The organism is Tsukamurella hominis, assembly GCF_965137015.1.
Taxonomy (GTDB): Bacteria; Actinomycetota; Actinomycetes; order Mycobacteriales; family Mycobacteriaceae; genus Tsukamurella; species Tsukamurella hominis.
In genome coordinates this window covers 72474-85522 of the sequence record NZ_CBCRZG010000013.1, presented here as the reverse complement: position 1 = coordinate 85522, position 13049 = coordinate 72474, and the positions used below count along the sequence as shown (strand labels likewise).

Sequence of the window (13049 nt, the reverse complement as noted above, 5' to 3'; positions counted from 1 at the left end):
AACGCCTCGGTGCGTGGTCTACGCCCCGACGACGAGGACCGGGGCCGGCCCTCTCGCGACGATGAGTCGAGTCACGGTTGGAACCTCCCGGGACGAACTGCTTCCCCGCAATCCGTCACCGCCAAACTAACGCCGAACGCGCCGCGCGGCCCGGAGGCTGCGCGGCGCGTTCGTGAACACTTCGTTACGGGCCGGGAACCGTTGTTACAGGGCGAGACCCCAGGTCGCGAGAAGACCGTTCAGGATCTCGCGATCGCGCTCGGGCGAGCTGATGCCGGCCTCGGTGACGATGCGGCGGGCCTCGTCCAGGCCGTCGGCGGTCTCGGCGCCGATGGGCGACGCGAGGCGCGCCTGGCCCACCAGGGCGTCCTTGACGTGCCCCTCGTTGACGTCGAGCGCGACGGTGAGCAGTTCGGTCCAGTACTGCTGCTGCACGCGGTCGTCGTTCGCCACCTTGCGCAGGGTGGTGACCAGGCCGGCCGGGGTGCCGTCGGCCTTCTCGGCGTAGTCGGCGAGGCGGTCGAAGTAGTCGGCGGACAGCGCCTCGTGGACGATCACCATGGCGATCTGCTCGGCCACGTGGATCTCGTCGCGCGTGCCCTCGTACTGCCGGTAGCCGCGGGTCACTGCCTCGAGACGCCACATCTCCAGCTGCTCGACGTCGCAGGTGCGGCTGACCACGACGTGGTCGCGCAGCGCGATGCCGTGGCGGTTCTCCTCGGCGGTCCAGTGGCCGACGAACTTGCCCCAGTCCGACTCGATGAGGTGGTGCTGCGCCAGGAGGCGGTGGAAGGACGGCAGGTGGTCCTTGGTCAGCAGGCCCAGGATGAGGCCGTTGCTGACCACCGCGTCGACCTTGACGTCGGCGGGAACGAAGTCCTCGCCGCCGAGGAAGGCGTAGTTGCGGCCGTCGTCCCACGGGATGTAGTCGTGCGGCTGCCAGGCGTCGCCGGCCTCGACGTAGGCCGCGCGGATGTCCGGCAGCGCCTTGTCGATGGCGAGCGTCAGGTCGTCCTCTGAAGTGCTGGAAGTCACCCGGACACTGTAAGGCAGCGCCCACCCGGCCTTCAAACCACGGTGACGACGACCCCGGCGACCGCGACCACGCCGGGCGAGCGGCCCGTCACCTCGACGTACCGATCGGTCTGGGTGATCCGGCAGCCGTCCGACGCGGCCGCCACTTCCCGATCCGCCAGTTCCACGACCCCGGCGGGACCGACCACGGTGTAATCGGCCGCCCGGCCGGCGAGCTGCTCCGACCGACCGACCCCGAGCGTGATCGCCCGCTGCGCGGGCCGCCCGTCGGGCTGTGTCGTGGGCGTCGCGGTCGCGCGACTGGTGAGGCCCTGTCCGTAGACGACGGCCGGATGGCCCCCGCTGTAGGCGCGGCCGCTGCACTCGACGTTCTCGTCGGACCGGAACCAGGTGAGCAGGACCGCGACGACCGCGACGGCGGCCACGGCGAGGACGGTCGCGATCCCGGCGATCACTCCCGTCCGCTTCATCCGACGATCCCTCCCCCGGCGTCGCCGGTCAGCGCGAGAGCAGGCCCCAGTCCTCGAGGCCCTCGTACAGCGGCACCTCGAGGGCCAGCGCGGAGACGCGGGCGCGCAGCGCGGCGGTATCGGCGGCCTTGCCCTGCGCGAGGGCGGTGCCGATGATGTCGGCGACCTCGGTGAACTCCTTCGCGCCGAAGCCGCGGCTCGCGAGGGCCGCGGTGCCGATCCGCAGGCCGGAGGTGACCATCGGCGGGCGCGGGTCGAAGGGCACCGCGTTGCGGTTGACGGTGATGCCGACCTCGTGCAGGAGGTCCTCGGCCTGCTGGCCGTCGAGGTCGCTGTTGCGGAGGTCGACGAGCACCAGGTGCACGTCGGTGCCGCCGGTGAGCACGGTGACGCCGGCGTCGGCCACGTCCTTGCCGCCGAGGCGCTCGGCGAGGATCTTGGCACCGTCGAGCGTGCGCTGCTGCTTCTCGCGGAACTCCTCCGTGCCCGCGACCTTGAGCGCGACGGCCTTGGCGGCGATCACGTGCATGAGCGGGCCGCCCTGCTGGCCGGGGAAGACGGCGGAGTTGAGCTTCTTGGCCCACTCCTGCTTCGCCAGGATGATGCCGGAGCGGGGACCGCCGAGGGTCTTGTGCACGGTGGAGCTGACCACGTCGGCGTGCGGCACGGGGCTGGGGTGCAGGCCCGCGGCGACGAGGCCGGCGAAGTGCGCCATGTCGACCCACAGGTGGGCGCCCACCTCGTCGGCGATGGAGCGGAAGGCGGCGAAGTCGAGCTGCCGCGGGTACGCCGACCAGCCGGCGACGATCACCTTGGGCTTGGAGTCGAGGGCGATCTTGCGCACCTCGTCCATGTCGACCCGGTGATCCTCCTTGGAGACGCCGTAGAAGACGTTCTCGTAGAGCTTGCCGGAGAAGTTCAGGCGCATGCCGTGCGTGAGGTGGCCGCCGTGTGCGAGGTCGAGGCCCATGAGGGTCTCGCCCGGCTCCATGAGGGCCTGCAGCACGGCCGCGTTGGCCTGCGCGCCGGAGTGCGGCTGGACGTTGGCGAACTCCGCCCCGAAGAGCTCCTTGGCCCGGTTGCGCGCGAGGTCCTCGACGACGTCGACGTACTCGCAGCCGCCGTAGTACCGGCGGCCGGGGTAGCCCTCGGCGTACTTGTTGGTGAGCACGGAGCCCTGCGCCTGCAGCACGGCGCGCGGCACGAAGTTCTCCGAGGCGATCATCTCCAGCGTGTCGCGCTGCCGCGCGAGCTCGCCGTTCATGGCGGCCGCGACCTCGGGATCGAGTTCGGCCAGGGACGCGGAGTTCACGCTGGAATCGCTCATGCGGTCATCCTAAGCCGCGAGCTCCCGCCGCAGCGCAGACGGGGTGAGGGGCTCGTCGAGCAGCCGTCCGAACCGGTCCAGCCGCGCCGGCCCGGAATCGGCACGATCGAGCCAGGCACCGAGCAGCGCGTAGCCCTCCACGTAGGTGCTGATGTACGCCCGCCACAGGGGCGAGCCGACGAAGCGCAGCGACTGCCGCGCGCTGCGCTCGGCCATGAGACCCCAGCGCTGCAGGTGGGCGGCCACGTCGTCCTCGCTCGCTCCGCGATCGTGCAGCAGCAGCGCGGCGTCCTGCCGCACGGGGAGCAGGCCCGACGAGGCCGCCGCGATCCGCTCGGCGAGCTCCCCGTCGAAGGAGAGACCGAGGTCGGCGTAGATCTCCTGCGCCCACGCTCCCCAGCCGGGGCCGATCGCGGCGCCCAGCGCGTGGTCGGCCAGGCCCTCCGCCATCAGGCACTGCGGGGTGTTGACCAGGAAGATGGTCTGCTCGGGTTGGTTCTCCCCCGCGACCAGCAGCTGTTCCTTGCGGCAGTGCTCGGTGTGGTGCCCCGGGTATGCCTCGTGCGCGATGAGGTGCGGCAGCGAGGAGAGGTACTGCGGCAGGTCGCCGTTGACCGCGACCCGCGACCGGTAGTCGCCCAAGTAGTAGTTGAAGCCGGACCACGGCTTGTCGATCTCGATCTCGAACGCGACCGTCTCCGCCTCGGGCAGCGGATACCGCCCGCGCACGACGTCCCGCAGGGCGCCGGCCAGCGCGTCCACCACCTCGGGCACGCGCTCGGCGGGCACCAGGAAGCGGTCGCGCTGGGCCTGCATGCGGGGCTGGAGCGGGCCCGCGCCGGGCAGGAGCTCGTCGAGCGCGGCGTGCGCCGCCTCGTAGTCGGCGGTGTCGCCCATGGCGATGTCGACGTCGAAGTAGGCCTTCACCTCGTCGACGAAGCCGATCGGCGCACCGTCGAACTTGCGCGCCGAGCACTCGAGCGCGGCGACGTGCCCGGCCAGGAACTCGCGGCGCGGCGCGGTGAGCGCCGTATCGGCGGCGACGTCGCGCAGCAGGGTACGGGCCTCGGCGGCGAGGCGGGCGGGTTCGGGCGCGTCCTCGGCCTCCACCGCCCGACGGTGCGCCGGGTCGCCGAAGTAGGCGTCCACGAAACCGGATTCGATGCGGTCGAACCGCAGGCCCAGCCGCAGGTAACGGTCGGTGACGCTCAGTTCCTCCATGCGTGCCAGACTAGAACCCATGTCCGACGCGGGGAGCGGAGTCCGGTGAGCGAACCGAGCCCGTACATCGAGCTCGACCGCGCTCAGTGGCGCGAGCTCCGGCAGTCGACGCCGCTGTCGCTGACCGAGGCCGACCTGTCCGACCTCCGCGGCCTCGGCGAGCAGATCGACCTGGCCGAGGTCGCCGAGGTCTACCTCCCGGTCTCCCGTCTGATCCATCTGCAGGTGGCGGCGCGGCAGCGGCTCTACGCCGCGACCGCGACCTTCCTCGGCGAGCAGCGGCACAACGCGCAGGTCCCGTTCGTCATCGGCGTCGCGGGATCGGTGGCGGTCGGCAAGTCCACCACGGCGCGCGTCCTGCAGGCGCTGCTCGCGCGGTGGGATTCGCACCCCCGGGTTGATCTGGTGACCACCGACGGCTTCCTGCATCCCACCGCGGAGCTGGAACGACGAGGCATCATGCACCGCAAGGGCTTCCCCGAGTCCTACGATCGGCGGTCGCTGTTGCGCTTCGTGACGGCCGTGAAGTCGGGCGCCGAGGACGCGACCGCGCCGCTGTACTCGCACCAGCTCTACGACATCGTGCCCGGCGAGTTCATCCACGTGCGGCGGCCCGACATCCTCATCGTGGAGGGCCTGAACGTGCTGCAGACCGGGCCGCGGCTCATGGTCTCGGACCTGTTCGACTTCTCCGTCTACGTGGACGCGCGGATCGAGGACATCGAGCGCTGGTACGTCGACCGCTTCCTGTCGATGCGGACCACCTCGTTCGCCGACCCGTCGTCGCACTTCCACCACTACGCCGGGCTCTCCGACACCGAGGCCCGCGACCGTGCCGAGGGCATCTGGGCGGGCATCAACCGCCCGAACCTGGTGCAGAACATCCTGCCGACGCGCCCGCGCGCGACGCTGGTGCTGCGCAAGGACTCCGATCATTCGATCAATCGCGTTCGGCTGCGCAAGCTCTGACGGTCCGCGTCCGGCCGCGCACCGTCGGGCCTACGATCGATCACCATGACCCGCCCCGGAGCCTCGCTGCCCGAACTCCTGCTGCAGGCGGGCGCGCACACGGACGTCGACGACGCCGACGCGCACGTCTACCGAGCCGCGTTGCGTGCCCTCAGCCGTGACGGCACCCGTCGCACGACCGTGGAGAAGATCGCCGCCGAGGCCGGCATGAGCCGGATGACGCTGTTCCGGCGGTTCGGCTCCAAGGACGAGATCCTGGCGGCCGCACTGGCGTGGACGCTGGGCCGGCTGTTCACCCAGACGGCCGACGTGGTCGCGACGACCCCCGACGTCCCGACGCGGATCGAGGAGGTGTTCGTGCTGTGCTGCCGGGCGGGGCGCGGCCTCGTGCCCGCGGATCCGCGGGAACGCGCGGAGCTGTTCGCCGACGAGCGCCTCGACACGGTGCGGCACGGCATCCGGTTCGTGCGCGCGATGATCGTCCAGGAGCAGGAGGCCGGGACGATGCCGGGGGACGCGACCGACGTCCGCGCCGACGCCCTGGTCCGCCTGACCACGGCGTGCTTCGCCGTCTCCCCTGCCCCGTTCGATCTGGAGGACGACGACGCCGCGCGTGCCTACGCACGCACGGCGCTCGTCCCCCTCGTGCAGTGACCCGGGCCCTCCGAACTCAGCCGAACGGGCACCGGGCCGCCGGCGCCATCGCGCGCTGCTCCGGCGTGCGCTCGCGCTGGAACGCGGTGAAGTCCGGCAGGTCCCGCTGCTTCATCGCCCGCAGGGCGCGGGCCTTCCCCCGGGCGTAGTACGCCAGCGGCGTGTAGCCCACCCGCTCGGGGATCACCTTGTACGCCTGGCGGATCGCAGCGGTCACGGCGCGGTACGAGTACTCCTCGCGGCGCGTCCACCCCACGCCGAGGATCTCGCGCACCTCGGGGCGCAGCACCCCGACCGTGAGCAGGTACACGGCGCGGTTCACCGAGACGCCGATCGGCTTGAGCGCCGGCTCGATCGCGCGGAGGAACGGGCCCGCCTCCGGCGGCAGCGGCGGGTTGCCGTGCGCGAAGTCGTCGAGGAACTGGAGCGCGCCGGGATGCGCGATCAGCTTGGTGAGCATGTCCTCGTAGTAGCGCGCGAAGGCCTCCGGCTCCCACGGGACGGCACCGTCGGGCACCTGGACGATCGCGGCGAGCTTGCGCGAGTCATCGAAGAGTTCGTGGACCTCCGCGTCGGAGAGCGGGCGACCGAGGCTGCGCGGTAGCGAATCGATGCCCGTGATCGTGCCGGTCGCTATCACCCAGCCGTACGCCTCCGGATTGAGCGCGCTGATGTGCTTGCCCTCGGCGTTGCGCATCTGCAGCGGCTGATGCTGGGCGCGGAGCCGGTAGCCCTCCTCGACCGCGGCGTCCTCGCCGAAGTACCAGCGCTGCACCGAGTCCATCGAGCGGATCGCGCGGCCGACGGGGTCGGTGTAGGCGACGCTGAACTCCCCCACGATGTCGCCGATGACCGGGTGCATCAGCTGCATCACGAACGCGGCGCCGTTGATCGGCAGGAAGGACCACTGCCCCGCCACGGTCCCACCGATTCCCAGCGGGTCGATGAAGCGCGACTCCGGCCCGTACCGCTCGGGCGCGGTCGACACCGCCGGACGTTCCGCGAGTTCCGTCATTCCAACCTCCTGTTACGACTGATAATCGAATCGTAACAGCGTGTGGTGCGCGTCACCAGGGGGCGGTGATAGAAATTTCTCGATCGCCACTCACATGAGCGGTCGACGCAGGTCAGACGGGTTCTACGCCCCGAACCGACGGTGCCGCGCGGCGTAGTCGCGCAGCGCGCGCAGGAAATCCACGCGCCGGAACTCGGGCCAGTAGGCCTCCGTGAACCAGATCTCGCTGTAGGCGCTCTGCCACAGCAGGAAGCCGGAGAGCCGCTGCTCCCCCGACGTGCGGATCACCAGGTCGGGGTCGGGCTGCCCCTTGGTGTACAGGTGCTGGTCGATCCCCTCGACGGTGACCGCGTCCACCAGCTCCTGCCCCGACATCCCGTCGGCGAGCTCGCTGCGCAGCAGCGACTGCACGGCGTCGACGATCTCCTTGCGCCCCCCGTACCCGACGGCCACGTTGACGTGCGTGCCCGTCCGGCCCTTGGTGCCCTCGGCGGCGGCGGTGAGCCGGCGCGCGGCGTCGGGCGGCAGCAGGTCCATCGCGCCGACGATCTTCACCGACCAGTTCTTGTCCGGGCCGGAGATCTCCTCGACGACGTCGGTGATGATCTCCAGCAGCGCCGCGAGCTCATCGGGATCGCGCTGCAGGTTCTCGGTCGACAGCAGGTAGATGGTGGCGAGCTCGATGCCCGCCTCGTCGCACCACTCGAGCATCTCGGCGATCTTCTTGGCGCCCATGCGGTAGCCGTGGCTCACGTCGGTGAACCCGGCGGCACGGGCCCAGCGGCGGTTGCCGTCGCAGAGGACCGCCACGTGGCGTGGCCGCTGCGCTCCGTCGCGATACGCGTTGGTGAGCTCGTTCACCAGCCGTCGCTCGTAGAGCGCGTAGGCCGGCGAGACGAGCTTGCGGGCCGCGTCCGTGGGCAGCGACACGGGCAGTTTGGGGGCACTCACCACGGTGGCAACACTACGCCGCGTGACCTGTGCTCCCGCTGAGGTTCACCCGTGCGCGGCGTAGATCGCGGCGGCGAGCTCCGTACGCAGGGCTTGGAACTCGGGCGTTCCGGTCACCGACGGGTCGCGCACGGTGTCGGGTCCGTCGCCCGGCAGCTCGACCTTGCGGTCGATCACCACGCGGCCCGGGCGGGCGCTCATCACCAGCACGCGGGTGCTCAGGAACACCGCCTCCTCCACCGAGTGGGTGATGAAGACGATGGTCTTGCCCGCCTCCCGCCAGATCTTGAGCAGGTCCACCTGCAGCCGCTCGCGGGTGAGCGCGTCGAGCGCGCCGTAGGGCTCGTCCATGAGCACGATCGCGGGATCGTTGACCAGCACGCGGGCGATCTGCGCGCGCTGCTGCATGCCGCCGGAGAGCTCGTAGGGCCGCTTGTCGCCGAAGTCGCCGAGGCCCACGAGGTCCAGCAGCTTCTGCGCCTGCTCGCGCCGCTCGGTCTTGCCGACGCCGCTCACCTTGGGCCCGAACTCGACGTTGCCGCGCACCGTCAGCCAGGGGTACAGGGTGGGGGCCTGGAAGACCACGCCCCGGTCGGCCGACGGTGCCGTCACCCGCGCGCCGCCGACCTCGACGACGCCCTCGGTGGGGTCCTCGAAGCCGGCGACTAGCCGCAGCAGGGTCGTCTTGCCGCAGCCCGAGGGGCCGACGATGGAGACGAACTCGCCCGGCTCGATCGTGAGGTCCGTCGGCTGCAGCGCGATGGTCTGCCCGCTCGCGGTGTCGTAGGTCTTGCCGACCCCCGTCAGCTCGACGCGTTCGGTCCCGGTCACTTGGAAACCCCCTGTGCGGCGGCGGCGTAGACGCCGTCGGTGTAGTGCTGCGCCGGCGCGACGCCCTGGACCTGCCCCTGCTGGAGCAGGAACTCGGCGGTCCGGCGGATGTCGGCGCCGAGCTGCCCGCCGAGATGGTCGGGGCCGCCCTGCGTCTTCGCGTCGAAGTAGGCGTAGCCCTTGATCTGCGTGAGGACCTGGTCCAGCGGCACGCCGAGCTGGCCCGCGATGTGCTCGGCCGCCTTGTTCGGATCGGTGTTCAGCAGGTTCGCCGCCCAACCCTGCGCGGCGGTCCAGATCTTGAGGAAGGCCGGGTTGTTCTTCACGAAGTCGCCACGGGCGCCCTCGAGGTCGTAGGTCGGCGCGCCCTGCTCGGCGACCTGGGCGCTCGTGGTGAGCACGGTCCCCTTGAGCTGGCTCAGCGTCGGCTCCCAGATGTAGGTCGCGTCGATCTGCCCGCCGCCCCACGCGCCGCGGATGGCGTCCGGGGCCAGGTTGATGACCTGCGCGTCGGTGACGCCCGCCTTGTCCAGGGCGGTGAGCAGGCTGTAGTGCGCGGTCGACGCGAAGGGCACGGCGATGCGCTTGCCCTTGAGGTCGGCGACGGTCTTGATGCCGTCGCCGCGCGCGACGAGCGACTCCGCGGCCCCGATCCGGTCCTGGATCCAGATGACCTTCATGTCGATGTTCAGCGGCGCGCTGAGCGCCTTCGCCGCGGGGGCGCTGCCGAGCAGGCCGACGTCGAGGCTGTTGGCGCCGTACGCCTGGATCACGTCGCCGCCGGAAGCGAACTTGCTCCACACGACGTTCACGTTGGGCAGGCAGGTCTTGAGCAGGCCGGTGTCCTTGACGACGAGGTCGCCGTTCGGGATCTCCTGCCAGCCGATCCGGACGGTGCCCGTCACCGTCGGGTCCGGGTCGACGGGGCACGCCGTGGTCCCGCCGATGGAGCGGGACTGTTCGGCGCGGCCGGATTCGACGATGCAGCCGGTCAGGGTGAGGCCGACGGTGCCGACCACGAGCGCCGTGCGCGCGAGGCGCTTCAGGCGGTTCATGCCTTCCCCTTCCACGGGACGGCCAGCAGGCCGATCCACTTGATGAGCGAGTCCAGCAGCAGCGCGGTGACGCCGATGACGATGATGCAGGCGATCGTCAGCGGGGTGTTGAGCTGCTGGCCGGCGAGGTAGGCGAGGCCGCCGATGCCGGGGATGCCGTTGTTGAGCTCGGCCGCGACGACGGTGGTCCACGCGAAGCCGACGGCGATGCGGATGCCGTTGATGACCTCGGGCAACGTCGCCGGGACGATCACGCCGCGGATGGTCTGCAGCCGGTTCGCGCCGAGGGCGCGGGCCGCGTTGATCTGATCGACGCTCACGCCCTGCACGCCGTTGACCGTCGAGATCGCGATCGCCGGGAAGGCGGCCAGGAAGAGCAGCCAGATCTTCGACGTGTCGCCGATGCCGAACCACACGATGAGCAGGCCGATGTAGCCCAACGGCGGCAGCGCGCGCAGGAAGTTCAGGTAGGGCTCGATGATCGTGTTGATCGTCTTCGAGGTGCCCATGGCGAAGCCCAGCAGCGGTCCGATGATGATCGCAGCGCCGACGCCGGCGAAGATCCGCTGCAGGCTCGCGACCAGGTGCTCCCACAGGAAGTAGTTCTGCTCGCCGAGCACCTCGCGCGGCACGCCCGGCGCCACCTGGTGCCACGTGCTCGCGCGCACCGCGGCGTCCCAGACCGCCTTCGGCGTGGGCAGGAAGGTCTCGTCGATCAGGCGCAGCCCGCTCACCAGCCACCAGACGGCGACGAAGACGAGCAGCGCGATGATGCGGACGAGCCACGACCTGACTGCCAGCGGCAGCGGTTCGATGACGGCGTTCTTGACCCTCAGTAGCGGGGGCTCCCCGGCCATGAATTCCTCTCCGGCGCCCCAGTGGGCACACGAACAGGAAACTCTGTCAGGCCGCGGTTCGCATCGGAACCGTTCGAATCGTGGTGATCGTTAGGTGCGGCGGTGCACGTTGCGGGCGGCGACCTGGTCCCGGGGCATGATCTGGATCGAGTCGATGTTCACGTGCGGCGGGCGGGTGACGGTCCAGGTCACGGCGTCGGCGATGTCGTCGGCCGTGAGGTTGTCGACGCCCTCGTAGATCTTGTCGGCCGCTGCTTGGTCACCACCGAGGCGGACCACGGAGAACTCGGTCTCCACGAGGCCGGGATCGATCTCGATGACGCGGATCGGCTCGCCTTTGAGCTCCAGGCGCAGCACGCGGGTCACCGCGCGGGCGCCGTGCTTGGCGGCGTTGTAGCCGGCGCCGGTCTCGTAGGCCTCGAGCGCGGCGACGGACCCGATGGTCACGACGCTCGCGGCCGGCGACGCCCGCAGCTTCGGCAGCAGCGCCTGGGTGACGCGCAGGATCGACAGGACGTTGATGTCGTACATGCGCGACCAGTCGGCCTCGTCGGCGGTCTCGATCCGGTCGACGCCGAGCGCGCCGCCGGCGTTGTTGACCAGCACGTCGACCTTCTCGATCGCGTCGGTGAAGGCCTTCACCGAGTCCACGTCGGAGACGTCGAGCGGTAGCGCGGTGACGATCCGCTCGGGGTACTCGGCCTCGAGCTGCCGCTTGAGGTCCTCCAGCCGCTCCACGCGACGGGCTCCGATCACCACGTCGAACCCCGCGCGCACCAGGTGCCGCGCGGTGGCGGCCCCGATCCCGCTGCTCGCTCCGGTGACGACGGCGACTTCAGCCATGCGTGTTCTCCATTCCCACGTCGATGCGGTGGTGTTCCAGGTCGTGCAGGGCGTAGACGGCGAAGGACTCGACGGTGAACGCGGAGCCGTTGGAGCGCAGGCCCGTCCGCGCCCAGTCCTCGTCGCCGACGGTGCGATAGGCCGCGGCGAAGGCCGCGGCCTCGGCGGCCAGCTGCGCGGCGACGGTGGCGGGGTCCTGCTCGCCGTAGGCGTCCTCGACGGCCGTCACGTCCTGGTCCCAGTTCGCGAAGGCGGCACCGTCCTGCGCCAGCATCAAGCCCAGGCGCTCGCGCATGATCCGGTGCACGTCGCGCAGGTGGCAGCCGTATTCGAGCACCGACCAGGTCTGCTCGTCGGGCCGGTCCCGCGCATCGGGGCGGGCGAGCGCCGCGTCCCAGCCCTCCGCCGACCGCGCGATGCGGTCGGCCACATCGTCGCGGCGGACCGTCGATGGGTCGAATCCGCAGGCCGGGCAGGCCCGCTCGATGACCCACGTCCAGTCCTTGGTGTCCGGTGTGATCGCCACGCCCACGAATCTACTGCGCGGCCGACGGCTCACGATTTCGGGTTCTGCGCAGGTACACCTGCTCTGACGCACGCGTACCGCACCAGAACACGAAATCGTGAGCCATCCGCTCAGCGCAGCGCGGCGGCCAGGTCGTGCAGCACCGAATCGGAGGTGGCGAAGTCCATGCACTTGTCGGTGACGGACTGGCCGTAGACCAGCGGGCCGGGGCCGGGCTGCTGCGCGCCGGCGACGAGGAAGGACTCGAGCATCACGCCGGAGATCCCCTTCTCCCCCGCGGCGAGGCGGCCCGCGATCTCGCGCGCGACCTCGGCCTGCCGGACGTGGTCCTTGCCCGAGTTGGCGTGCGAGCAATCCACCATCACCGACGGGGCGAGGCCGGCCTTCTCCAGCGCGCCGACGGCGGCGGAGACGGAGGCGGCGTCGAAGTTCGGCCCACCGCGGCCGCCGCGCAGGATGACGTGGCAGTTGTCGTTGCCGACGGTCTCGACCACGGCGGCGGCGCCCTCGTCATCGGTGCCGAAGAAGACGTGCCGGGCGGCGGCCGCCTGCACCCCGTCGATCGCGACGGAGACGTTTCCGTCGGTGGCGTTCTTGAAGCCGATCGGCATCGACAGCCCGGACGCGAGCTGGCGGTGCACCTGAGACTCCGTGGTACGAGCGCCGATCGCGCCCCAGGCGACGGTGTCGGCGATGTACTGCGGGCTGGTCGGCTCGAGGAACTCGCAGCCCACGGGCAGGCCGATCTCCAGGATGTCGAGCAGCAGCTGCCGGGCGGTGCGCAGGCCGCGGGGCACGTCGTAGCTCTCGTCCATGCCGGGGTCGTTGATGAGGCCCTTCCACCCGACGGTGGTGCGCGGCTTCTCGAAGTACACACGCATCACGACGAGCAGCTCGTCGGCCAGCTCGTCCGCGATCGGCTTGAGCCGGCGGGCGTAGTCGAGCGCGGCCTCGGGGTCGTGCACGGAGCAGGGGCCGACCACGACGAGGAGCCGCTGGTCACGGCCCGCGATGACGTCGGCGACCGCGGCGCGATCGGCCTCGACCTGCGCGGCCAGACGGGGTGCGAGCGGCAGCTCGTCGCGCAGCTGCGCGGGCGAGGGGATCGCGTGGAACGCCGAGACCCGACGGTTCGATGTCGACGCCGGTGTATCGAGTTCGATGGTCATGAGAAACCTTCCTGGTGGCGGCACCAGATCCCTTCCGGTGCCATAGAAAAAGGCAGCGAGTGATCTCGCTGCCTTCGGCTCCGGGTTCGTACGGTCGGGATTATCCGCGCATGCGCGCATCACCGC

At 70.8% G+C, this 13049-nt stretch carries 14 protein-coding genes; 2 read left to right on the top strand and 12 right to left on the bottom strand.

The genetic code is table 11. From position 1 onward, the window contains the following. Positions 1–204: 204 nt before the first annotated feature. The 4 genes from ACM9LD_RS16385 to ACM9LD_RS16370 are packed head-to-tail and all read right to left on the bottom strand — an operon-like array spanning position 205 to position 4053. The gene (locus ACM9LD_RS16385) at positions 205–1035 is read right to left on the bottom strand and encodes an acyl-ACP desaturase (RefSeq protein WP_415677643.1); all 831 of its coding nucleotides are present in this window, start codon (positions 1033–1035) and stop codon (positions 205–207) included. 32 nt (positions 1036–1067) lie between these two features. Beyond that, positions 1068–1505 (bottom strand): hypothetical protein, encoded by a 438-nt coding sequence (locus ACM9LD_RS16380; RefSeq protein WP_415677642.1) that lies wholly within the window; start codon positions 1503–1505, stop codon positions 1068–1070. Between the two features lie 28 nt (positions 1506–1533). Continuing rightward, a complete protein-coding gene (gene glyA / locus ACM9LD_RS16375) occupies positions 1534–2832 on the bottom strand; it encodes a serine hydroxymethyltransferase (protein ID WP_415677641.1) in 1299 nt (432 codons plus the stop codon). Between the two features lie 9 nt (positions 2833–2841). Next, positions 2842–4053 carry a DUF885 domain-containing protein gene (locus ACM9LD_RS16370; protein WP_415677640.1) on the bottom strand — a complete coding sequence of 404 codons (1212 nt, stop codon included), beginning with the start codon at positions 4051–4053 and terminating at the stop codon, positions 2842–2844. A 45-nt stretch (positions 4054–4098) separates the two neighbouring features. Here ACM9LD_RS16370 and coaA point away from each other — a divergent pair, with 45 nt between their 5' ends. Continuing rightward, positions 4099–5022: a type I pantothenate kinase gene (gene coaA / locus ACM9LD_RS16365; protein WP_415677639.1), complete on the top strand. Its 924-nt coding sequence runs from the start codon at positions 4099–4101 to the stop codon at positions 5020–5022. 45 nt (positions 5023–5067) lie between these two features. Continuing rightward, positions 5068–5676, top strand: a complete 609-nt coding sequence (locus tag ACM9LD_RS16360) for a TetR/AcrR family transcriptional regulator (protein ID WP_415677638.1) — start codon at positions 5068–5070, stop codon at positions 5674–5676. 16 nt (positions 5677–5692) lie between these two features. On the opposite strand, the gene ACM9LD_RS16355 is transcribed toward ACM9LD_RS16360, so the two are convergent. From ACM9LD_RS16355 to ACM9LD_RS16320, 8 genes are all read right to left on the bottom strand, one after another. Continuing rightward, positions 5693–6691 (bottom strand): oxygenase MpaB family protein, encoded by a 999-nt coding sequence (locus tag ACM9LD_RS16355; protein WP_415677637.1) that lies wholly within the window; start codon positions 6689–6691, stop codon positions 5693–5695. Between the two features lie 123 nt (positions 6692–6814). Beyond that, positions 6815–7615, bottom strand: a complete 801-nt coding sequence (locus ACM9LD_RS16350; RefSeq protein ID WP_415677703.1) for an isoprenyl transferase — start codon at positions 7613–7615, stop codon at positions 6815–6817. A 72-nt stretch (positions 7616–7687) separates the two neighbouring features. After that, the gene (locus tag ACM9LD_RS16345) at positions 7688–8473 is read right to left on the bottom strand and encodes an ABC transporter ATP-binding protein (RefSeq protein WP_415677636.1); all 786 of its coding nucleotides are present in this window, start codon (positions 8471–8473) and stop codon (positions 7688–7690) included. Further along, positions 8470–9528 (bottom strand): taurine ABC transporter substrate-binding protein, encoded by a 1059-nt coding sequence (locus tag ACM9LD_RS16340; protein ID WP_415677635.1) that lies wholly within the window; start codon positions 9526–9528, stop codon positions 8470–8472. Before ACM9LD_RS16340 ends, ACM9LD_RS16345 begins: the two co-directional genes overlap by 4 nt. Then, entirely contained in the window at positions 9525–10385 is an 861-nt protein-coding gene (locus tag ACM9LD_RS16335; protein WP_415677634.1) for an ABC transporter permease, read from the bottom strand. The genes ACM9LD_RS16340 and ACM9LD_RS16335 overlap by 4 nt, the downstream gene beginning before the upstream one ends. 90 nt (positions 10386–10475) lie before the next feature. After that, positions 10476–11228: an SDR family NAD(P)-dependent oxidoreductase gene (locus ACM9LD_RS16330; protein WP_415677633.1), complete on the bottom strand. Its 753-nt coding sequence runs from the start codon at positions 11226–11228 to the stop codon at positions 10476–10478. Beyond that, positions 11221–11754, bottom strand: coding sequence for a DinB family protein (locus tag ACM9LD_RS16325; RefSeq protein ID WP_415677632.1), 534 nt, complete (start codon positions 11752–11754; stop codon positions 11221–11223). The genes ACM9LD_RS16330 and ACM9LD_RS16325 overlap by 8 nt, the downstream gene beginning before the upstream one ends. A gap of 110 nt (positions 11755–11864) precedes the next feature. Next, positions 11865–12923, bottom strand: coding sequence for a 3-deoxy-7-phosphoheptulonate synthase (locus tag ACM9LD_RS16320; RefSeq protein WP_224645844.1), 1059 nt, complete (start codon positions 12921–12923; stop codon positions 11865–11867). Positions 12924–13049: the final 126 nt, after the last annotated feature.